21 protein-coding genes (1 of these 21 only partly in view) are annotated in these 19960 nt (G+C 60.1%); 12 read left to right on the top strand and 9 right to left on the bottom strand.

Features of this window, described 5'->3' with window-relative positions:
• Positions 1–13: 13 nt before the first annotated feature.
• Positions 14–1060: a DUF3530 family protein gene (locus M1D78_RS18140; RefSeq protein WP_437421361.1), complete on the bottom strand. Its 1047-nt coding sequence runs from the start codon at positions 1058–1060 to the stop codon at positions 14–16.
• Between the two features lie 376 nt (positions 1061–1436).
• Between M1D78_RS18140 and gabT the strand changes: the two genes are divergently transcribed.
• The 7 genes from gabT (at position 1437) to trpC (ending at position 8323) form a co-directional block, all read left to right on the top strand.
• The gene (gene gabT, locus M1D78_RS18135; protein ID WP_437421360.1) at positions 1437–2717 is read left to right on the top strand and encodes a 4-aminobutyrate--2-oxoglutarate transaminase; all 1281 of its coding nucleotides are present in this window, start codon (positions 1437–1439) and stop codon (positions 2715–2717) included.
• Between the two features lie 93 nt (positions 2718–2810).
• On the top strand, positions 2811–3485 hold the full coding sequence (rpe, locus tag M1D78_RS18130) for a ribulose-phosphate 3-epimerase (protein WP_437421359.1): 675 nt from the start codon (positions 2811–2813) through the stop codon (positions 3483–3485).
• Positions 3482–4183 carry a phosphoglycolate phosphatase gene (locus tag M1D78_RS18125; RefSeq protein WP_437421358.1) on the top strand — a complete coding sequence of 234 codons (702 nt, stop codon included), beginning with the start codon at positions 3482–3484 and terminating at the stop codon, positions 4181–4183. Before rpe ends, M1D78_RS18125 begins: the two co-directional genes overlap by 4 nt.
• 183 nt (positions 4184–4366) lie before the next feature.
• Positions 4367–5851, top strand: a complete 1485-nt coding sequence (gene trpE / locus M1D78_RS18120; RefSeq protein ID WP_437421357.1) for an anthranilate synthase component I — start codon at positions 4367–4369, stop codon at positions 5849–5851.
• 2 nt (positions 5852–5853) lie between these two features.
• A complete protein-coding gene (locus tag M1D78_RS18115; protein ID WP_437421356.1) occupies positions 5854–6447 on the top strand; it encodes an aminodeoxychorismate/anthranilate synthase component II in 594 nt (197 codons plus the stop codon).
• Entirely contained in the window at positions 6447–7493 is a 1047-nt protein-coding gene (gene trpD / locus M1D78_RS18110; RefSeq protein ID WP_437421355.1) for an anthranilate phosphoribosyltransferase, read from the top strand. Before M1D78_RS18115 ends, trpD begins: the two co-directional genes overlap by 1 nt.
• Complete coding sequence (gene trpC / locus M1D78_RS18105; RefSeq protein WP_437421354.1) at positions 7490–8323, top strand: indole-3-glycerol phosphate synthase TrpC; 834 nt, start codon at positions 7490–7492, stop codon at positions 8321–8323. Before trpD ends, trpC begins: the two co-directional genes overlap by 4 nt.
• Before the next feature lie 60 nt (positions 8324–8383).
• Here trpC and crp read toward each other — a convergent pair whose 3' ends face one another.
• The gene (crp, locus tag M1D78_RS18100) at positions 8384–9028 is read right to left on the bottom strand and encodes a cAMP-activated global transcriptional regulator CRP (protein WP_437421353.1); all 645 of its coding nucleotides are present in this window, start codon (positions 9026–9028) and stop codon (positions 8384–8386) included.
• A gap of 216 nt (positions 9029–9244) precedes the next feature.
• On the opposite strand from crp, the gene M1D78_RS18095 reads away from it, so the two are divergent.
• A complete protein-coding gene (locus tag M1D78_RS18095; protein ID WP_437421352.1) occupies positions 9245–9667 on the top strand; it encodes an OsmC family protein in 423 nt (140 codons plus the stop codon).
• Between the two features lie 420 nt (positions 9668–10087).
• On the opposite strand, the gene coq7 is transcribed toward M1D78_RS18095, so the two are convergent.
• Together coq7 and M1D78_RS18085 are read right to left on the bottom strand one after the other, a co-directional pair.
• A complete protein-coding gene (gene coq7 / locus M1D78_RS18090; RefSeq protein ID WP_437421351.1) occupies positions 10088–10735 on the bottom strand; it encodes a 2-polyprenyl-3-methyl-6-methoxy-1,4-benzoquinone monooxygenase in 648 nt (215 codons plus the stop codon).
• 44 nt (positions 10736–10779) lie between these two features.
• On the bottom strand, positions 10780–11121 hold the full coding sequence (locus M1D78_RS18085; protein ID WP_437421350.1) for a histidine triad nucleotide-binding protein: 342 nt from the start codon (positions 11119–11121) through the stop codon (positions 10780–10782).
• 81 nt (positions 11122–11202) lie between these two features.
• Here M1D78_RS18085 and M1D78_RS18080 point away from each other — a divergent pair, with 81 nt between their 5' ends.
• Positions 11203–12678 carry an AAA family ATPase gene (locus M1D78_RS18080; RefSeq protein WP_437421349.1) on the top strand — a complete coding sequence of 492 codons (1476 nt, stop codon included), beginning with the start codon at positions 11203–11205 and terminating at the stop codon, positions 12676–12678.
• 8 nt (positions 12679–12686) lie between these two features.
• On the opposite strand, the gene M1D78_RS18075 is transcribed toward M1D78_RS18080, so the two are convergent.
• The 3 genes from M1D78_RS18075 to hemJ form a co-directional block, all read right to left on the bottom strand.
• Entirely contained in the window at positions 12687–13634 is a 948-nt protein-coding gene (locus M1D78_RS18075) for a DUF805 domain-containing protein (protein ID WP_437421348.1), read from the bottom strand.
• Between the two features lie 91 nt (positions 13635–13725).
• Positions 13726–14703 (bottom strand): NAD(P)H-dependent flavin oxidoreductase, encoded by a 978-nt coding sequence (locus M1D78_RS18070; RefSeq protein WP_437421347.1) that lies wholly within the window; start codon positions 14701–14703, stop codon positions 13726–13728.
• A 15-nt stretch (positions 14704–14718) separates the two neighbouring features.
• Positions 14719–15144, bottom strand: coding sequence for a protoporphyrinogen oxidase HemJ (hemJ, locus tag M1D78_RS18065; RefSeq protein WP_437421346.1), 426 nt, complete (start codon positions 15142–15144; stop codon positions 14719–14721).
• Positions 15145–15275: 131 nt separating this feature from the next.
• On the opposite strand from hemJ, the gene argC reads away from it, so the two are divergent.
• Complete coding sequence (argC, locus tag M1D78_RS18060) at positions 15276–16310, top strand: N-acetyl-gamma-glutamyl-phosphate reductase (protein WP_437421345.1); 1035 nt, start codon at positions 15276–15278, stop codon at positions 16308–16310.
• A gap of 105 nt (positions 16311–16415) precedes the next feature.
• Positions 16416–16766 carry an iron-sulfur cluster insertion protein ErpA gene (erpA, locus tag M1D78_RS18055; protein ID WP_437421344.1) on the top strand — a complete coding sequence of 117 codons (351 nt, stop codon included), beginning with the start codon at positions 16416–16418 and terminating at the stop codon, positions 16764–16766.
• 34 nt (positions 16767–16800) lie between these two features.
• Here the strand turns inward: erpA and M1D78_RS18050 are convergent, their stop codons facing one another.
• Positions 16801–17895, bottom strand: a complete 1095-nt coding sequence (locus M1D78_RS18050; RefSeq protein WP_437421343.1) for an anhydro-N-acetylmuramic acid kinase — start codon at positions 17893–17895, stop codon at positions 16801–16803.
• A gap of 1 nt (position 17896) precedes the next feature.
• A complete protein-coding gene (locus M1D78_RS18045) occupies positions 17897–19300 on the bottom strand; it encodes a peptidoglycan DD-metalloendopeptidase family protein (protein WP_437421969.1) in 1404 nt (467 codons plus the stop codon).
• A gap of 176 nt (positions 19301–19476) precedes the next feature.
• Here M1D78_RS18045 and tyrS point away from each other — a divergent pair, with 176 nt between their 5' ends.
• A protein-coding gene (tyrS, locus tag M1D78_RS18040) for a tyrosine--tRNA ligase (protein WP_437421342.1) crosses the window boundary here: on the top strand, positions 19477–19960 show its beginning. It continues 716 nt past the right edge of the window; 484 of the gene's 1200 nt are visible here — the first part of the coding sequence; the start codon lies at positions 19477–19479; its stop codon lies beyond the right edge, outside the window.

The raw sequence follows: 19960 nt of genomic DNA, 5'->3' as shown, positions 1-19960 counted from the left end.
TTTGGCGCGAGCCTCATCCCTGCCGGTCGAGCCACCCGCGCACACGTCGCACTAGCCGCTCCTGCTCCGCCTGGTAGTCCCCGTCGATGGGTTGCAACCCGACCTGTTGGTAGGCCGGGTGCCGGCTGCGGCGGCTTTCGTTTAGGCGCGCTTTAGCAGGCTTGGCAGCGTTGCCCGTGCGGAAATAGAAGTCGCCAATCGCAACCTTTAGTGTGCCGAGCCGCTGCGCCAACGACGCCTCGACGCCTTCGGGCTCCTTGGGCTGAACCATGACCAGATGAGTCACGTCTTTGGGGGTTGCCTGCTCAAGGTAACGCGCGGCCCAGTAAGCCCCCGTGCCTTGGCCAAGCAAGACAATCATCTTGGGTTGGCCACTGCGGGCGTTCGCCAGCGCCACGTCAATACGGGCGTCGATGCGCTCTGCACGGCCGAGCGGCGCCGGCGCGCTCGCGGTTTCCTCTGATGGCTCGCCTTCGTCCTGCCCGGCTCCCTCATCGGCGGGCTCCGCAGCTGGGGGAGCCGTCTGCTCGGGTAGATAACCCGCCTCGCTCGGTGATTCGGCCGGTGCTTCGTCTCCGTCGCCGGACGCCTGTTCGGCTTCGGGCGAGTCGACCTCAGCTGGCGGTGCTTCCCGAGGGGCGACGGTCGTAGGCGTAATGCGTTCGGACTCCGGCAGGCTAAGGCTCAGCGTGTGCCAGCCGTGATCGGGGAGCTGGCGCCGCAACGGTCCGACGCCGCGTGGCCAGTCGGGGCTTTCGCCGTCGTCTGGCAGCAATATCAGCACGCCCTTGGGATGGCCGACATTGGCTGGGCGCCACAGTGCGGAGAAGGTCTCGGTGCTGGTCTTCAACTCGATCACTTCCCCGGCCGGCAACTGGCGCAGCAGGTCGCTGGCCATCATCTCGCTTCGCGATGGCAGGCTCGCCCGTTCGGCGGGTGCGGCAGGTGCCGCTTCCGGCGCAGGCGTCTGCTCGTCGCTCGGCTCGTCGGCGGCCATGGCCGTCAGCGTGGCGGCCGCCAGGAGAACGAGTACTGGGATGAAGATGCGCGGGCGGGGCATGTGAACTCCTGCGTGACGCGCCCACGCGTGCCGAACGCTGGCGCAATGTAGGGCGGATGCACTACAAAGTTTTTCGGCAAGTCCGCCGAATCCGAGAGGTTGATGGTGCCATCTCTGCTGCGTTGTTGGAGCAGTGGTTCGGGTTTGCTGGCCTTTCTTTGGTTGAAGCGGCGTGGGTTGATACGTAGCGGTGGACGCTAGCCCGCCCCACCTAATTGTCAGGCCATGCGATCTAGTGCGTGCAAAATATTGCACGCGGTTCTACTGTAATCCGAACGCCTGGAAGGGCGCCGCAGTCGATCATCGTATGCTGCGGCGCATACGTCCCGACGTCTATTTCGACCCGTGCCGACGATGAGCGGCTACCGAGGAGCTTATGAGCAAGACCAACGAATCCCTGATGCAACGCCGTGTCGCCGCCGTGCCCCGTGGCGTCGGCCAGATCCATCCGATCTTCGCTGACCACGCCAAGAACAGCAGTGTGGTCGACGTCGAGGGCCGTGAGTTCATCGATTTCGCCGGCGGCATCGCCGTGCTTAATACCGGTCACCTACACCCGAAGATCGTCAAGGCGGTTGAAGATCAGCTGCACAAACTCACCCACACCTGCTTCCAGGTGCTGGCCTATGAGCCCTACGTCGAGCTGTGCGAGAAGATCAACGCGCGGGTGCCGGGCGACTTCGCCAAGAAGACCTTGCTCGTCACCACTGGCTCCGAGGCGGTGGAGAACGCGGTGAAGATCGCCCGCGCCGCCACCGGCCGTGCCGGCGTGATCGCCTTCACCGGCGCCTATCACGGCCGCACCATGATGACCCTCGGCCTGACCGGCAAGGTCGCGCCTTATTCTGCGGGCATGGGCCTGATGCCGGGCGGCATCTTCCGTGCGCTCTATCCGTGCGCGATTCATGGCGTCAGCGTTGACGAGTCCATCGCCAGTATCGAGCGCATCTTCAAGAACGACGCCGAGCCACGCGACATTGCCGCAATCATCATCGAGCCCGTGCAGGGCGAGGGTGGCTTCAATGTCGCGCCGAAGGAGTTCATGGTCCGCCTGCGCGCGCTTTGCGACGAGCATGGCATTCTGCTGATCGCCGACGAGGTGCAAACCGGCGCCGGGCGCACCGGCACTTTCTTCGCCATGGAGCAGATGGGCGTGGTCGCCGACCTGACCACATTCGCCAAATCCGTCGGCGGCGGCTTCCCGATCGCCGGTGTTTGCGGCAAGGCCGAGATCATGGATGTCATCGCGCCCGGCGGGCTGGGCGGCACCTATGCCGGCAACCCGCTGTCCTGCGCGGCGGCACTGGCGGTCATGGAAATCTTCGAGGAGGAGCATTTGCTCGATCGCAGCAAGGCCGTGGCGGAGAAGCTCACCGCCGGCCTCAAGGCGATCCAGGCCAAGCACAAGGAGATCGGCGAGGTGCGCGGCCTCGGCGCGATGGTCGCCATCGAGCTGTTCGAGGAGGGCGATCATGCTCGCCCGGCTGCTGCGCTCACGTCGCAGATCGTTGCCAAGGCGCGCGAGAAGGGCTTGATCCTGCTGTCCTGCGGCACCTACTACAACGTGCTGCGGGTGCTGGTGCCGCTAACCGTCGAGGACGAGCTGCTCGAGCGCGGCCTGGCCATCATCGGTGAGTGCTTCGACGAGCTGACCTGAAGCGACGAGGCGTGCCGGCTGCTTCCAGGCGCGCCGCAACCCGGACCCCTCGGGTACAATGCGCGGCATCTTGCCGTGCTACCCGAGGTCGTCATGCAGCCGTTCGCCATCGCCCCCTCCATCCTCTCCGCCAATTTCGCCCGCCTGGGTGAGGAAGTGGACAACGTGCTGGCCGCCGGCGCCGACATCGTTCACTTCGACGTGATGGACAACCACTACGTGCCCAACCTGACCATCGGCCCGATGGTCTGCTCGGCGTTGCGCAAGCACGGTGTCACCGCGCCCATCGACGTGCATCTGATGGTTCGTCCGGTGGACCGCATGATCGGCGACTTTCTCGAGGCCGGCGCCAGCTACATCACCTTCCACCCGGAAGCCTCGGATCACATCGATCGCTCGTTGCAGCTGATCAAGGACGGCGGCGCCAAGGCCGGCCTGGTATTCAACCCAGCCACGCCGCTGGACGTGCTCAAGTACGTGATGGACAAGGTCGACATGGTCCTGCTGATGAGCGTCAACCCGGGGTTTGGCGGGCAGAAGTTCATCCCCGGCACGCTGGACAAGCTGCGTGAAGCACGCGCGCTGATCGACGCCAGTGGCCGTGAGATCCGCCTGGAGATCGATGGCGGTGTGAACCCGAAGAACATTCGTGAGATCGCCGCTGCGGGCGCCGACACCTTTGTCGCTGGCTCGGCGATCTTCAACCAGCCGGACTACAAGTCGGTGATCGACCAGATGCGCGCTGAGCTGGCGCTGGCGCGCCCATGACTCGCCTAGAAAAACTGTTCGACGGCGGGCTGCCGCGACTGGCGATGTTCGATCTGGACGGCACACTGATGGATTCGGTGCCAGACCTGGCCGCCGCGGTGGACAAAATGTTGATGCTACTCGGTCGCGAGCCGGCCGGTGTCGCCCGAGTGCGCGACTGGGTCGGCAACGGCTCTAGGGTGCTGGTGCGTCGCGCATTGGCCGGTCAGCTGAACCATGACGGCGTCGCCGACGAGTTGACCGACGAGGCGCTGGCGCTGTTCATACAGGCGTATGCGGGCGGCCATGAGCTGACCACTGTCTATCCGGGTGTGCTCGAGTGCCTGGAGTGGCTGCGTGCGCGTGGGGTGAAGCTGGCGATCGTCACCAACAAGCCGGCGCAGTTCATCGAGCCGCTGCTGGAAGAGAAGGGGCTGGCCGGTTACTTCGATTGGCTGGTCGGAGGCGATACCTTGCCTCAGCAGAAACCCGACCCGGCGGCGCTGTTTTGGGTAATGGACAAGGCGGGTGTTGCGCCCGGTGAGTCGCTGTTCGTCGGCGATTCGCGTAACGACGTGCGCGCCGCCAAGGCCGCAGCCGTGCCATGTGTTGCGCTCACCTATGGTTACAACCATGGCGAACCCATCGCCAACGAAGCGCCGGCGCTGGTGCTCGACGACCTGCGTGAGCTGGTTGCTTCGCCTTCGGGGCTGCGCTAGTGTGGCCCCTGTTCCGTAACCCGCCGAGACGAGATCAGATCGTGGTGGTCACCCGCAAACAATGGATGAATGTCATCAAGGCCTTGGCCCGTTGGCGCTGGCGCGCCTGACATTTTTCTGCCGGCTCGCCCGGCATGTTTTGCACGACCCGACTTAGCAGTTCCCTCCGACCACGAGGCTGACATGACCCGCGAAGAATTCTTGCGCTTGGCCGCTGATGGCCATAACCGCATTCCGCTGTCGTTCGAAACCATCGCCGACTTCGACACACCGCTCTCGCTCTACCTGAAACTCGCTGACGCGCCCAATTCCTACCTGCTCGAATCCGTGCAGGGCGGGGAGAAGTGGGGGCGCTACTCAATCATCGGCCTGCCGTGCCGCACCGTGCTGCGTGTGCATGACCATCTCGTGAGCGTCACCACCGATGGCGTCGAGCAGGAGCGCTGCGAGGTCGAAGACCCGCTGGCCTTCGTCGAAACCTTCCAGCAGCGCTATCGCGTGGCGCCGGTCGAGGGCCTGCCGCGCTTCAATGGTGGCCTGGTCGGCTATTTCGGCTACGACAGCGTGCGTTATGTCGAGCGTAAACTGGCGAGCTGCCCCAACCCTGATCCGCTGGGTACGCCCGACATTCTGCTGATGGTGTCCGACGCAGTAGTGGTCTTCGATAACCTCGCTGGCAAGTTGCATTGCATCGTGCTTGTCGACCCGGCCCAGCCCGAGGCCTACGAGGCCGGACAGGCAACGTTGCAGGCGCTTCGGGAAAAGCTGCGGCAGTCCATCACGCCACGCCTCGGCCTGGATTTCGAAACGGGCCCCGGCACCGAACCTGAGTTTCGCTCAAGCTTCAGCCGTGATGACTACGAGCAGGCCGTCAATCGCATCAAGGACTACATCCTCGCTGGCGACTGCATGCAGGTCGTCATCTCCCAGCGCATGTCGATCCCGTTCAAGGCTGCGCCCATCGATCTTTATCGCGCGCTGCGCTGCTTTAATCCGACGCCTTATATGTACTTCTTCAATTTCGGCGATTTCCACGTGGTGGGCTCGTCGCCAGAAGTGCTGGTGCGTGTCGAAGAGGGTTTGGTCACGGTCCGGCCGATTGCCGGCACGCGTCCACGTGGCGCGACGGAAGACGCCGACCTCGCGCTGGAGCAGGATCTGCTCAGCGATGCGAAGGAGCTGGCCGAACACCTGATGTTGATCGACCTGGGCCGCAACGATGTGGGCCGCGTCGCCGAAAACGGTTCGGTGCGGCTCACCGAGAAGATGGTTATTGAGCGTTATTCGAATGTCATGCACATCGTTTCCAACGTTACGGGCCAGCTAAAGGGCCCGCTGACCGCCATGGACGCACTGCGCGCCATCCTGCCGGCCGGCACCTTGTCCGGTGCGCCGAAGATCCGCGCGATGGAAATTATCGACGAGCTGGAACCGGTCAAGCGTGGGGTCTACGGCGGCGCCGTCGGCTATCTCGCCTGGAATGGCAACATGGACACCGCCATCGCCATCCGCACCGCGGTGATCAAGGATGGCGAGCTGCACGTGCAGGCCGGTGCCGGCATCGTGGCAGATTCCCAGCCTGCCCTGGAGTGGGAAGAAACGCTGAACAAGCGCCGCGCCATGTTCCGCGCGGTCGCCCTGGCCGAACGCGACCCGCAGGAGATCTGATCATGTTGCTGATGCTCGATAACTACGATTCCTTCACCTACAACGTGGTCCAGTATCTGGGCGAGCTCGGTGCGGACGTCCGGGTCGTGCGCAACGACGAACTCAGCGTGGTCGAGATCGAGGCGCTCGAACCGGAACGCATCGTCGTCTCGCCCGGCCCCTGTACCCCGAACGAGGCGGGGGTGTCGCTGGAGCTGATCCGCCACTTCGCGGGTAAGTTGCCTATTCTCGGTGTCTGCCTTGGCCACCAAAGCATCGGCCAGGCGTTCGGCGGCGATGTGGTGCGTGCGCGCCAGGTGATGCACGGCAAGACCAGCCCGGTCATGCATGCGGACAGCGGTGTGTTCGCTGGGCTAAACAACCCGCTTACCGTGACCCGCTACCACTCCCTGGTGGTCAAGCGCGAAACGTTGCCCGATTGCCTGGAGGTCACTGCCTGGACTTGTCACGCCGATGGCAGCGTCGACGAGATCATGGGGCTGCGGCACAAAACGCTGAACGTCGAAGGCGTGCAGTTTCATCCCGAGTCCATCCTGACCGAGCAGGGCCATGAACTGTTCGCCAACTTTCTAAAGCAGACCGGAGGCGTGCGCTGATGGATATCAAGGAAGCCCTGAACCGGATAGTCGGCCAGCTGGATCTGAGCACCGACGAAATGAAAGCGGTCATGCGTCAGATCATGACCGGCCAGTGCACTGACGCTCAGATCGGCGCGTTCCTAATGGGCATGCGCATGAAGAGCGAAACCATTGACGAGATCGTCGGGGCTGTCCAGGTGATGCGCGAGCTGGCGGCTCCGGTACATTTCGACACCCACCGCCTCGTCGATACATGCGGCACCGGCGGCGATGGCATGAACATCTTCAATGTCTCGACCGCTGCAGCGTTTGTGGTGGCGGCCGCTGGTGGAAAAGTGGCCAAACACGGCAACCGTGCCGTATCCGGCAAGAGCGGCAGCGCCGATCTGCTCGAGGCGGCGGGTGTCTATCTCGACCTGACTCCGGAGCAGGTCGCGCGCAGCGTCGATACGGTCGGTGTCGGGTTCATGTTTGCGCCGGCGCATCACGGCGCGATGAAATTTGCTGCAGGCCCTCGTCGCGAGCTGGGCTTGAGAACGCTGTTCAACATACTCGGGCCGATGTCCAACCCGGCGGGTGTCAAGCACCAGGTCTTGGGCGTATTCAGCAAAGAACTCTGCCGGCCGATGGCCGAAGTGCTGGCGCGCCTGGGTAGCGAGCACGTGTTAGTCGTGCATGCGCAGGATGGGCTCGATGAGGTCAGCCTGGCGGCGCCGACCCATGTGGCGGAGCTGAACCGTGGCGAAATCCGCGAGTACCGCGTCCAGCCGGAGGACTTCGGTATCAAGAGCCAGAGCCTGATCGGCCTCAACGTCGAGGACGCCCAGGGTTCGCTAGAACTGATCCGAGACGCGTTGGGGCGCCGCAAGACAGAGAACGGCCAGAAAGCAGCCGACATGATTGTGCTCAACGCTGGCGCCGCGCTTTATGCGGCAGATGTCGCCAGCAGCCTGAAGCAGGGCATCGAAATTGCCCACGATGCCCTGCATACGGGCCTGGCGCGTGACAAGTTCGACGAGCTCGTCTCCTTTACCGTTGTGTTCAAGCAGGAGCAGGCCCGATGAGCGTGCCGACCATTCTGGAAAAGATCATCTCTCGTAAGCACGAGGAGGTGGCCGAGCGGCGCGCGCGTGTTGGGTTCGATGAGCTTGAGCGGCTGGCCGCTGGCGCGGACCCGGTGCGAGGCTTCGCCAGACGTCTGCAGGAGCAGGTCGAGCGCAAGCAGCCGGCGGTGATCGCCGAAGTGAAGAAAGCTTCACCGAGCAAGGGTGTATTGCGTGAAGACTTCCGCCCGGCGGATATCGCCATCAGCTACGAGGCTGGCGGCGCGACGTGCTTGTCGGTGCTCACGGATGTCGATTTCTTTCAGGGCGCCGATGAGTACCTGAAGCTGGCGCGTAGTGCCTGCAGCCTGCCGGTGATTCGTAAAGATTTCATGGTCGACCCGTACCAAGTCATCGAGGCGCGGGCGCTGGGCGCCGATTGCATCCTGCTGATCGCAGCAGCATTGGACGATGCGCAGATGCAGGAGCTCGCTGAGGTTGCCGAACGGCAGGGGCTAGATGTGCTGGTCGAGGTGCATGACGGTGCCGAGCTTGAGCGCGCGCTCCAGCTGTCGACCCCGCTCGTGGGGATCAATAACCGCAACCTGCATACCTTCGAGGTCAGCTTGGAAACGACGCTTGATCTGCTGCCGCGTATGCCGCGCGACCGGCTGGTGATCACTGAAAGTGGCGTGCTGCATCGTGCGGATGTCGAGCTGATGGAAATTAATGCGGTGCATGCTTTCCTAGTCGGTGAAGCATTCATGCGTGCCGAACAGCCTGGCCTCGAGTTGCAGCGTTTGTTCTTCCCAGGCCGGGCCCGAGTGCATACTCCGGCCGATCCGGAATGATCGGGGGCGCTTAAACAAGAAAGCCGGCTGATGCCGGCTTTCTTGTTTAAGTAGGAGCGCTCAACGCGTGCCGAACACCACCATCGTTTTGCCTTTCACGTGCACAAGGCCCTGCGATTCCAGGCTCTTCAGGACACGCCCGACCATCTCACGAGAACAGCCGACGATTCGTCCGATTTCCTGCCGGGTGATCTTGATCTGCATGCCGTCCGGATGAGTCATCGCATCCGGTTGCTTGCACAAGTCGAGCAGCGTGCGTGCTACCCGGCCGGTTACGTCGAGAAAGGCAAGATCGCCGACCTTGCGCGTAGTATTGCGCAGGCGCTCGGCCATTTGGCTGCCGAGTGCATAGAGAATGTCGGGATCCTGTTGGGTCAGCTCGCGAAACTTGGCGTAACTGACTTCCGCAACTTCGCACTCAGTCTTGGCGCGAACCCAGGCACTGCGTTCCTTTTCGCTGCCTTCCTTCTCGAACAGACCCATCTCGCCGAAGAAATCCCCCGAGTTGAGATAGGCAATAATCATCTCGCGGCCGTCATCATCTTCGATCAGGATCGTGACCGAACCCTTGACGATGAAGTAAAGCGTTTCTGAGCGATCGCCAGCGTAGATGATCGTGCTCTTGGAGGTGTAACGACGGCGATGACAATGTGCGAGTAGCTTGTCGAGGTTCTTGATCTTGGGCGTAAGTGTAATAGCGACCATGCTGTAGTCCCGGAAGATAGTCCAATAGAAAGGCAGTTTCTTATATTTATGACTGAGTTCTTTTTCAGTACGGGCGAGCTTAACAGACAGGTTCAGCTGAACAACAAAACTGGGACACGAATATCAACTTCCCGGACGTCATTTCGTCGGATTGCCACGTCAGGCAGGCTCCATTTGGCGTGATAAGCTTTGCCACCTTTTTTAGCGGAGTCGATGATGAAAGCACGCATTCAGTGGGCCGGCGAAGCAATGTTTCTCGGCGAATCAGGAAGCGGTCACGTCGTGGTTATGGATGGCCCACCCGAAAATGGTGGGCGCAACCTCGGCGTCCGGCCGATGGAAATGCTCCTGTTGGGTCTGGGTGGGTGTAGTAACTTCGATGTCGTCAGCATCTTGCGTAAGGCTCGCCAGCCCGTTGAGAGCTGTGAGGCCTTCCTCGAGGCAGAGCGGGCAAACGAAGACCCCAAGGTATTTACCCGAATCCATCTGCGTTTCGTGATCAAGGGTCGTGGACTTAAGGATGCTCACGTCAAGCGAGCGGTAGAACTATCCGCCGAAAAATATTGCTCGGCTTCGATCATGCTCGGCCGTGCCGGCGTTGAAATTACACACGACTACGAAATCGTTGAGTTGAACTGAAAGCCGGAGTAGGGGCCCGCCAGGGCTCTGAATCGGTGACGAGCAGGCCCAGGGACTTGGGAGGCCGGCACCGGGCGCACCGTCAATCTGCATCATGCGCGCCCCGTTTGCGGCGGGGCGTTCGTTACAACAGCAAAGCCATTCGAAAATGCGCAGAGGTGTATACCGGTCCTACGCAGATCATCCTAATCTGGCGGGCTTGCTCAATCAGGCGGTGAGCAACAACGAGAGTCGATATTGAAAAAGTAAACTCAAGCTCCACGGGTTCAGCAACCTGACCAAGACCTGAGTTTCACTCTACGATATTGCCTTACCGAAATTTGGATAGATCAGCAGGCGTACGTGCAGCTTATCGACGAATAGCATGCAGCCGAGCGGCTCATGCAGATCCTGGCCGGTGTGCCAATCGGCGGCTTTCGTTCAGATCCGGTAAGTCGTTTTGGTCATCACCTTGGCAACCATACTCATGCCGAACTTGACCGGCGCGGGGAAGCGCAGGCCGCCCGCCTCGAGCGCGGCGGTTGAGTGTTGTGCCTCGTCCTCGCGCATCTGCTCAAGAATGGAACGCGATTTCTCATCGGTCGCCGGCAATTGCTGCAGATGTTCATCGAGGTGCTTGCAGACCTGGTCTTCCGTTGCGGCGACAAAACCAAGACTGATCCGATCGCTAATCAGCCCGGCCGAGGCGCCGATGCCGAACGAAAGGCCGTAAAACAGCGGGTTGAGCACGCTGGTGTGGCTACCGAGTTGGCGGATGCGCTGCTCGCACCAGGCGAGGTGGTCGATTTCTTCGTCCGCCGCCCTTTCCATAGCCTGGCGGACCCCGGGCAGGCGGGCGGTCAAGGCCTGTCCCTGATATAGGGCTTGGGCGCAAACCTCTCCGGTATGGTTGATCCGCATCAGCCCGGCCACGTGCCGTGCCTCGCTTTGGCTCAGTTCGGTGTCCGCTTCGAGCACGGCTGGATTGGGTCGGCTTGGTTGGCCGCTGAAAGGCAGCAGCGTGCGTAGGGCAGCATCCGCTTGCATGAGTAGGCGATCTGCTGCGGAGTACTCGCGTTGATTGGGCATCTGCATACCTCCAATGGAACGATGGTCGAGGGCGGGTCGGTGGATCAGCCCGGCGGCCAGTGCATCTGGCGTTGACCCAGCACGTGCATATGGATGTGGTAAACCGTTTGCCCGCCCAGGTCGTTGCAATTCATGACGACGCGGAAGCCCTCCTGGCAGCCCTGTTCTTCAGCCAAGCGCTGTGCGGTGAAGAGAATATGGCCGGCGAGCGCCTTGTCGTCCTTCTCACTGAGATCATGCAGGGTCGCGATGTGCTTTTTCGGGATCACCAGAAAGTGAACCGGTGCTTGCGGGGCGATATCGTTGAAGGCAATGACTTGATCGTCCTCGTACACTTTAGTGGCCGGTATATCTCCGGCGACGATCTTACAGAACAGACAATCCATGGCGTTTCTCCGGAACCCATATGGCCGAAGAGTGTAACAGGCGATATACCCGCCGGTTAGCCTGCACAGGAAGTGATCCCCATGAAGAATGATGTCCGCGACCTTGCCTTGGTGCTCGATTCGCCCGTACGCCTGATCGTTATCGAGTCCTGGGACGAGCGACGGGTACTTGAGACCCTCACGGGCCTTGCAATCAGCCGCGGTCTTTCGCTGCATCTCTGGTCGGTCACTGAGGGGTTGCGGCGATCTGCATTTGGTGGCGAGGCTCTGGACGGCGGCGAAAGCTGTGCACCCGAGGTCGCGCTCAAGTGCGTCAAATTCGACCCTCTCGAGAATCTATATGTGTTTTGCGACCTACACCCGTTTCTCGACCAGCCGCCTCTGGTGCGTTTGATCAAGGAAATCGCAATGGCTGAAGGGCGATCGGCACCTACAATCGTGCTGGTTTCCCATGCCGTCACCCTCCCTGCAGAGATTCAGCGATACGCGGTCCGTTTCCGCTTGGCCCTGCCAAGCGAAGAGGAACTTGTTTCGATCGTGCGCGAGGAGGCGACTCGATGGAGCGAGCGTAACCGGGGCCTGCGTGTACGCACCGATAACCGTACCTTGCAGCAGGTCGTGAGGAACTTGCGGGGTCTCAGTCATGCCGAGGCGCGCAAGCTAGCGCACAACCTGATCTGTGATGATGGCGCCATAACCCAGGACGACCTGCCCGAGCTCAATCGCAAGAAGTTCGAGCTGCTCGACATGGAGGGTGTGCTGAGCTTCGAGTATGAGACCGAGCGGTTTTCGGACGTTGGCGGTTTGCATAACTTCAAACGCTGGCTGGGGGAGCGGCAGTCTGCTTTTCTTAGGGCGGATGACCGGGATCGTCCGCGTGGCGTCCTGCTCGTTGGTGTACAAGGCGGTGGAAAAAGCATGGCCGCAAAAGCAGTCGCCGGGCTCTGGGGGCTGCCATTGCTGCGCTTGGATTTCGCCTGCCTCTATAACAAGTTCTTCGGCGAGACCGAGCGCAACTTGCGTGAAGCGCTAAAGCTCGCGGGCGAAATGGCGCCTTGCGTACTCTGGATGGATGAGATCGAGAAAGGCCTGGCGACCGGAGAGATGGATGGTGGGGTCAGTCAGCGCGTGTTAGGAACGCTGCTGACATGGATGGCTGAGCGCAAGGCGCCAGTGTTCATGGTCGCAACTGCCAATTCCGTCGAGCGGCTAGCGCCGGAGCTGTTGCGCAAAGGGCGTTTCGACGAACTCTTTTTCGTCGACTTGCCTGATCCGGACACCCGTGCGGAAATTCTGCGCGTGCATTTGCAGCGCCGCGAATTGGATCCTGGCCGCTACGACCTTATGGCGCTAGCGCGGGCGTGCGATGGCTTTTCAGGTGCTGAGATCGAACAGGTTGTGGTCTCGGCAGTCTATGCCGGGCAGGCGCAGGCCCGCGAAACAGATCAGGACATGCTCTTGGGATGTATACAAGGGACGTCGCCGCTGTCAGTCATCATGGCCGAACCCTTGGCCCGTTTACGAGGATGGGCCAAGGGGCGGGCGGTGACCGCTTGAGACGCGTGCTACAGGCCGGTCTGTCCCAGACCAACGGATTGCTGGTAGGCAGGCAAAGCGATTGCGGCCAAAATTCCTATGATCGGCACCAGTAACCAAAGCGCAGCGAGCACCTTCACACCTTTGCTATTTGGCGGCTGGGGTGGACCAAAACGATTTGAACCTTCGTTGCCAGGTACAAGCAGTAGCGCAAACGGAAACACCGAACCGACCACAGGAACCAGGCAGAGCAGCAAGAACCACCCCGACCAACCAAAGTCGTGAAGGCGCTGTGCCCCGATCTGAAAACTGGCGACAAGGTAGGCAACGGCCACGGCGAAGAGCAGAACGCCGCCTAGAACTTCCGAAATGGCAAGGCCCATGGCGGCGATGAGTCCTAATCCAAGACCCGCGGCAGATATGCCCAGCGACCAAGCCAGGTATCGGAGCCGGCCGATCCGGCCATTGAAGGTAAACAGCCGTAGCTCGCCGTACTCTGGACCAGTTCCGGCTACGTTGGCCGAGGGAGGTGCATAAAATTGCTTGAGGCCGTCGCCGTTGCTTGCAGCAGGAGCGGCCTCCCGTGCCAGCCGGGCGTGATACTTCTCAAAAATGATGCCGCACCCGTCGCATTGGACTGTACCGGGCTGCTGATGGTCACACTTTGGGCACTGCATGCCCGTCGCGGGCGCCGTGTCGGTACCGGCCACTAGGGGTTCGATAGACAAGGCGGGTCTGGCTGGTGCTTCCGCCTCTTTGCGGACCTTTGCCCCCGCAGTCGTCAGCGCTTGAACATAGCGGTCCGCATCGGCCTCGCTGAGCGCAGACTTGACTGCGACGGGCTTGCCGACGAACAGCCGTTCGAGCTTGTCAGGCGCTGTCTTGAATAGCCGGGCCAGGTTTACCCTGACGGTCTCGGCCGTCATCCCTGGCATTAGCTCGCCATCAAACACGATCTTGTACTGGTCGGAAATCATGCAACGTCCCTGGCACGATAGAAGGAGCTAGAGCCTAGTGCCTGCCGGTGGCAGCCACAAGCGGTCGGAGCCTCATCGCTTGTGATGCAGGTCACGCTTTTCTGTCTCGTCGAGGCCACTGGTGGTTCAGTTGTGTGGCGCGCGCTGCAGCCGCGCGGTATTCACTGTCAAGGCGGGTGATCAACTGCTGAACGTCCGGTATGTCTGCGATGCCGCCTACGCCTTGGCCAGCTGACCAGACTGTTTTCCAAACTTTGGCTTCGTCATGGATCGGCTTGAGCGTCTGGCTGTGACTGCCTTCAACTTGTAGCTTGTCCAGCTCGTAGCCTGCTTGCTGCAGACTGGGACGCAGGAAGCTGGCCGGTACACCCGACACCGCTGCGGTATGCACGATATCTGACGCATGGGCGTGGATGAGCATGTCCTTGTATTCGCTGCTGGCCTGGCTTTCCTTGGTCGCGATGAAACGTGTCCCCATGTAGGCAAGATCAGCGCCTAGCAACTGAGCAGCGAGGATCTCATGCCCGTGATTGAGGCAGCCAGACAGTAGCAGCGTCTTTTCGAAGAACTGGCGTATCTCGGCAATCAGGGCGAAGGGGCTCCACGTGCCGGCATGCCCTCCGGCGCCGGCCGCCACGGCGATCAGCCCGTCGACGCCCGATTCGGCTGCCTTTTCGGCATGGCGGCGTGTGGTGACATCGTGGAATACCAAGCCACCGTAAGCATGGACGGCGTCAACAACGTCCTTCACCGCGCCGAGGCTCGTGATCACAATAGGCACGCGCTGGTCGATGCAGATCGACAGGTCCGTCTCCAGTCGCGGATTGCTGCCATGCACGATCAGGTTGACCGCATAGGGCGCTGCCTCAGGCGCCTGCTGGAGATCCTCGTTGATCTGGTGTAGCCAATCACGAAAGCCGCTGCTTTCCCGTTGATTAAGCGCCGGAAAGCTACCTACGACACCGTTGCGGCAGCATGCTGTCACGAGCGGTGGGTTGGAAACGAGGAACATCGGGGCGGCGACGAGTGGGAGGCTTAGACGTCCTTCCAATTGAAGAGGCAGCGGCATGGTATCTCCAACGCATCAGAATGGCTTGACCACCACCAGTATGACGATAGCCAGCAAGAGCAATACCGGGAATTCGTTGAACCAACGGTAAAACACATGGCTGCGTTGATTCTCGTCCCTGGCGAAGCGCTTGAGTTGTGCGCCGCATAGGTGGTGATACCCGATAAGCAGAACCACGAGTGCTAACTTCGCGTGCAGCCATCCGCCACTGAACAGCGCCGGGTTCAAAGCGATCATCCAAATGCCGAATGCGAGCGTCGCAATCATCGATGGCAACATGATTCCCCGATACAGCTTGCGCTCCATAACTTTGAACCGGTCGCGGCTGAGCGAGTCCTCGCTCATGGCGTGATACACGAAAAGCCTCGGCAGATAGAACAGTCCTGCAAACCAGCAGACCACTGAGACGATATGTAGCGCTTTGACCCACAGGTAGAGCATGTGGACATTCCCTAACTAGACGTTGGCTGGATGGTAGAGGCTGAGCGGCCATACGTCATCTCGGGAGTTGGCCGCGATCGTTCGCAGCCTTATCATCTTGTTTTTGCTCATTCCCATTCGAGAGGCAGCGCATGGTCAAGGTCGGAATCGTTGGTGGTACAGGCTATACGGGCGTCGAGTTACTGCGCCTGCTGGCCCAACACCCACAGGCTGAAGTGGCTGTCATCACATCGCGTTCTGAAAATGGCGTGAAGGTCACCGACATGTTTCCGAACCTGCGGGGCTTCTACGACGAACTTTCCTTCAGCGTGCCGGATACGGCAACACTGGGTGCGTGTGACGTGGTTTTTTTCGCTACGCCTCATGGGGTGGCCCATTCGCTGGCGGCCGAGCTGCTGGAAACCGGGACTCGGGTGATCGACCTCTCTGCCGATTTTCGGTTGCAGGATGCCGTTGAATGGGAGAAGTGGTATGGCCAGCCGCACGGCGCTCCGACCCTTCTGCCTGAGGCGGTGTACGGGTTACCGGAAGTCAACCGTGCGCAAATCAAAGGAGCTCGGCTGATTGCGGTTCCAGGGTGCTACCCAACGGCCACCCAGTTGGGATTCTTGCCGTTGTTGGAACAGGGGCTGGCCGATGCGTCGCGTCTGATTGCCGATTGTAAGTCTGGTGTTAGCGGCGCAGGCCGCGCGGCAAAAATTGGCTCGCTATTCACCGAGGCGGGTGAAAGCATGATGGCCTATGCGGTGAAAGGGCACCGGCACTTGCCGGAAATCAGTCAGGGGTTGCGTCGTGCCGCCAACGGTGACGTTGGGCTGACCTTCGTTCCTCACCTGACGCCAATGATCCGAGGGATTCACGCTACGCTATATGCGACCGTCACGGATACCTCGGTGGATCTGCAGGCCCTCTATGAGCGGCGTTATGCCAACGAGCCCTTCGTCGATGTGCTGCCCGCTGGCAGCCATCCCGAAACGCGTAGCGTGCGAGGGGCAAACGTCTGCCGTATCGCAGTACACCGTCCGCAGGGCGGCGATCTTGTCGTGGTGCTTTCGGTGATCGACAACTTGGTTAAGGGTGCATCCGGGCAAGCGGTACAGAACATGAACATCATTTTCGACCTGGACGAGCGCCTTGGCTTGAACACGGCAGCACTGTTGCCGTAAGCCACGCGTCGTTGGTCTCATGGTGAATAGTTGACCGATTTGGTAGGGTAAGCCGATAATGCGCCGTCAACGCGGTATGTGGCGCCTTGCGCCGGGAGAGCCTAAATGAGTGTCGAATCCTTCACGCCAACTGCCATTCAGTTCACTCAGGGGGCAGCGAGCAAAGTGAAGAGCCTGGTTGACGAGGAGGGAAATCCACGTCTCAAATTGCGGGTGTTTGTCACCGGTGGCGGCTGCTCAGGATTTCAGTATGGCTTTACCTTCGATGAGGATCTCGCCGAAGACGACACGGTCATCGAGCGGGAGGGTGTGAGCCTGGTTGTCGACCCGATGAGTTTCCAGTACCTAGCCGGCGCGGAAGTGGATTACCAGGAGGGCTTAGAGGGGTCCCGTTTCGTTATCAAGAACCCCAACGCCAGCACCACGTGCGGGTGCGGTCAGTCGTTTTCTATTTGATTCGGAGGGCTCGCGCAAGGCCTAACTTAGGCGGTCAAGCCGGGTAGATCGCGCCGAGAATGCGTGAGCCGGCGGCGCCTGTGACCCGAGCATTGTTGCCTGGTAACCCTTCCAGGCATCGATGCGCCAACCACGCGAATGCCATCGCTTCGATCCAATCCGGATCAATCCCCGCCACTTCTGTACTCATTACCTTGCAGTCAGAAAGCAGCGCCGCAAGCCTACAGAGCAGTGCAGCGTTGTGCGCTCCTCCACCACATACCAATAACTCATCTGTCTCCGGCTGGCTGTTTAGCAGGGCATCCGCAATCGATCGAGCGGTCAGCTCAAGTAGGGTGGCCTGAACATCCGCTGCGTTATAACGAGGCAAAGCGTTAAGTTTCTTATCCAGCCAGGTGAGGTTGAAGACCTCGCGGCCCGTGCTTTTGGGGCCGCGCATGGCAAAAAACGCGTCGCCGAGCAGATCCTGCAGTAGCTCGGGAATAGGTGTCCCTGTCGCTGCCCAAGCACCGTCCCTGTCGTACGGCACGTGTTGGTGGCGCTGGATCCAGCCGTCCATCAGCACGTTGCCCGGGCCGCAGTCGAACCCTTGAAGCTCGGCACCAGCCTTGATCAGGCTAAGGTTACTGAAGCCTCCGACGTTTAAAATCGCGCGGGCTTGAACAGACGAGGCAAAAACGGCTTGATGAAAGGCGGGCGCCAAGGGAGCGCCTTGCCCGCCAGCGGCAACATCGCGGCGACGAAAATCCGCTACGACCGCAATACCGGTCAGCTCTGCGAGCAAGGCGGGGTTGTCGATCTGGATGGTGAAGCCGCGGCTGGGCTCATGCCTTACCGTCTGGCCATGGCTACCTATGGCACGGATAGCCTTCGGATTGACTTGAGCGTTCTCAAGTAGTTTCGATGTGCCGCTGGCCGCTAACGTGGCCCAATGATTCTCGGCCAGGGCGGACCGGGCCAATTCGTCTTTACCTGGCGTGCACAGATCCAAGAGTTGCTGCTTCAGCAACGATGGCATCGGCTCGTAATGAGTAGCGATCAGGCGGGTATCACGACCCTGTTCTATTAGGGCAAAGTCCAGCCCGTCGAGGCTGGTGCCGGACATTACGCCTATATAGAGGTGCTTCATCTTACTGTTTTTGCAAGGCAAGCATCGTGGCGCGCTCTTCGTCCATGCGAGCCATGAGCGGCTGGCTCATTTGCAAGAAGCGCTGCTTCTCGTTTTTTGCTATTGGATCTGCCATGGGCAGCTTTAATCCGAGTGGATCGACGTGGCGGCCGTCAACCTGAAACTCATAATGCAGGTGCGGGCCGGTGGATAGGCCCGTGGTGCCGATATAACCAATAATCTGGCCTTGTTTGACCGAAGCGCCGTTACGAACGCCCTTGGCGAACCCTTGCATGTGCGCGTAAAGGGTGCGGTAGCGATTCCCGTGCTGGATCACAACCGTATTACCGTAGCCGCCCTTCCGACCCGCCAGGATAACCTTGCCATCTCCTGCGCTTTTGATGGGAGTGCCGTGGGGCGCAGCATAATCAACGCCTTTATGCGCGCGGATCTTGTTCAAAATCGGGTGCTTTCGACCGTTCGAGAAACGGGAGCTGATACGTGCGAAGTCCACCGGCGTGCGGATGAACGCCTTTCGCATGCTATTGCCGTCTGCGGTGTAGTAGCTGGTGTTGCCTTGCTTGTTGGTGTAGCGCACCGCGGTGTAGCTTTTGCCCCGGTTAGTAAACCGGGCAGCCAGGATATTTCCTGTGCCGACGCGATCGCCGTCCACGGTCTTTTCTTCATAGATGACTTCGAAAGAATCCCCTTTGCGGATGTCCATAGCGAAGTCAATGTCGTAACCAAAAACATTCGCTAAGTCCATGGTCAGGTTGTGGTCCAATCCCGCGCGCTTGGCCGCCAGGAACAGACTACTTTCAATGTGACCTTGAGCATAAGCCGAATGAATTTCCGGCTTCACGTGCTCCTTAGTAAAGGAGAAACCCCCTTTTGTACGCTCTACTTGGTAGCTTTCCAGCTTGCTGACGGGGCTACGAAGACGCGCAAGCTCGCCTTGCTCTGTGAGTTCGAATTGCAGGAGCTGGCCAATTTTCAAATGAGCGAAGCGCTTTGCTTCCTTGCTACTGGCAAGCACCTCGTGCATGGCCGACGCAGGTAGGCCGACCTTGGTAAATAGGGTCGATAGCGTATCGCCATTGGATACGACGACCTCCTTGGTAAGAGGATCGGCGGTGGGGTCGAGTCGTCCATTGCTGGCGGTAGGTGCGATGGAATCGTCATCTACGGCTTCGTCGCCGTTCGCCTGGGTGAATGGCTTCTCTTGATCAATGGGCGCGAGCGGCTCTTCGATGCCAGCGCTCAACTCAGCCGAGGTTTCAAGCTGCAGGTCAAGGAAGGTCTTTTTCGCTTCCACTTCGCGCGACGGGAATACCAGAAGCGCCAGGCTCAGAAGCGCTGCTACACCGCTGGCGGCCAACAGATGGCTTTTCGGGTAGTTCGGGACCCTGGGTTTCGGATTGGTCATTGGTATTTGGCGATTTTTTGTACAGAGAAAATATCGGCCTAAAATATAAGCAAAGCGCATTCGAAGCAACCCTGGAGTGCGCGCCGTGCCTGCTTGGCCACGTTTTTCCACATTGTTTTTTTTGGTCGTTCTTGTAAGGTTGGTCCCCTTTATTTTGGGTTGGGTTGGGTTGGGTCATGAAGTCGGTGCAGGAGCAGTTGTCAGTAATCAAGCGTGGCGCTGATGAAGTGCTTGTCGAGTCGGAACTGATCGCCAAGCTTGAGCGCGGTGTCCCTCTTCGGATCAAGGCGGGCTTCGATCCAACTGCTCCAGACCTCCATCTTGGCCATACCGTGCTTATCAATAAGCTTCGTCAGTTTCAGGATCTCGGCCATCAGGTGGTTTTCTTGATTGGTGATTTCACTGGCATGATTGGAGACCCCAGCGGCAAAAGCGCGACTCGCCCACCGCTCACCCGTGATCAGGTGCTGGAAAATGCTGAAACTTATAAGGCTCAAGTGTTCAAAATTCTGGACCCGGCTAAAACCGAGGTCGCGTTCAATTCCACTTGGATGGATCAGCTGACGCCAGCGGATTTCATCCGTCTCGCATCTCAATACACCGTTGCGCGGATGCTTGAGCGTGATGATTTTAGTAAGCGGTATTCGACCAATCAGCCAA

This window comes from Pseudomonas sp. SA195 (assembly GCF_054131565.1).
This window is presented reverse-complemented; position numbering and strand designations above follow the sequence as displayed.

Bases quoted from the DNA above. Each gene is read 5' to 3' on its own strand.
- M1D78_RS18140 (WP_437421361.1), bottom strand. From the start codon at position 1,060: ATGCCCCGCCCGCGCATCTTCATCCCAGTACTCGTTCTCCTGGCGGCC.
- gabT (WP_437421360.1), top strand. From the start codon at position 1,437: ATGAGCAAGACCAACGAATCCCTGATGCAACGCCGTGTCGCCGCCGTG.
- rpe (WP_437421359.1), top strand. From the start codon at position 2,811: ATGCAGCCGTTCGCCATCGCCCCCTCCATCCTCTCCGCCAATTTCGCC.
- M1D78_RS18125 (WP_437421358.1), top strand. From the start codon at position 3,482: ATGACTCGCCTAGAAAAACTGTTCGACGGCGGGCTGCCGCGACTGGCG.
- trpE (WP_437421357.1), top strand. From the start codon at position 4,367: ATGACCCGCGAAGAATTCTTGCGCTTGGCCGCTGATGGCCATAACCGC.
- M1D78_RS18115 (WP_437421356.1), top strand. From the start codon at position 5,854: ATGTTGCTGATGCTCGATAACTACGATTCCTTCACCTACAACGTGGTC.
- trpD (WP_437421355.1), top strand. From the start codon at position 6,447: ATGGATATCAAGGAAGCCCTGAACCGGATAGTCGGCCAGCTGGATCTG.
- trpC (WP_437421354.1), top strand. From the start codon at position 7,490: ATGAGCGTGCCGACCATTCTGGAAAAGATCATCTCTCGTAAGCACGAG.
- crp (WP_437421353.1), bottom strand. From the start codon at position 9,028: ATGGTCGCTATTACACTTACGCCCAAGATCAAGAACCTCGACAAGCTA.
- M1D78_RS18095 (WP_437421352.1), top strand. From the start codon at position 9,245: ATGAAAGCACGCATTCAGTGGGCCGGCGAAGCAATGTTTCTCGGCGAA.
- coq7 (WP_437421351.1), bottom strand. From the start codon at position 10,735: ATGCCCAATCAACGCGAGTACTCCGCAGCAGATCGCCTACTCATGCAA.
- M1D78_RS18085 (WP_437421350.1), bottom strand. From the start codon at position 11,121: ATGGATTGTCTGTTCTGTAAGATCGTCGCCGGAGATATACCGGCCACT.
- M1D78_RS18080 (WP_437421349.1), top strand. From the start codon at position 11,203: ATGAAGAATGATGTCCGCGACCTTGCCTTGGTGCTCGATTCGCCCGTA.
- M1D78_RS18075 (WP_437421348.1), bottom strand. From the start codon at position 13,634: ATGATTTCCGACCAGTACAAGATCGTGTTTGATGGCGAGCTAATGCCA.
- M1D78_RS18070 (WP_437421347.1), bottom strand. From the start codon at position 14,703: ATGCCGCTGCCTCTTCAATTGGAAGGACGTCTAAGCCTCCCACTCGTC.
- hemJ (WP_437421346.1), bottom strand. From the start codon at position 15,144: ATGCTCTACCTGTGGGTCAAAGCGCTACATATCGTCTCAGTGGTCTGC.
- argC (WP_437421345.1), top strand. From the start codon at position 15,276: ATGGTCAAGGTCGGAATCGTTGGTGGTACAGGCTATACGGGCGTCGAG.
- erpA (WP_437421344.1), top strand. From the start codon at position 16,416: ATGAGTGTCGAATCCTTCACGCCAACTGCCATTCAGTTCACTCAGGGG.
- M1D78_RS18050 (WP_437421343.1), bottom strand. From the start codon at position 17,895: ATGAAGCACCTCTATATAGGCGTAATGTCCGGCACCAGCCTCGACGGG.
- M1D78_RS18045 (WP_437421969.1), bottom strand. From the start codon at position 19,300: ATGACCAATCCGAAACCCAGGGTCCCGAACTACCCGAAAAGCCATCTG.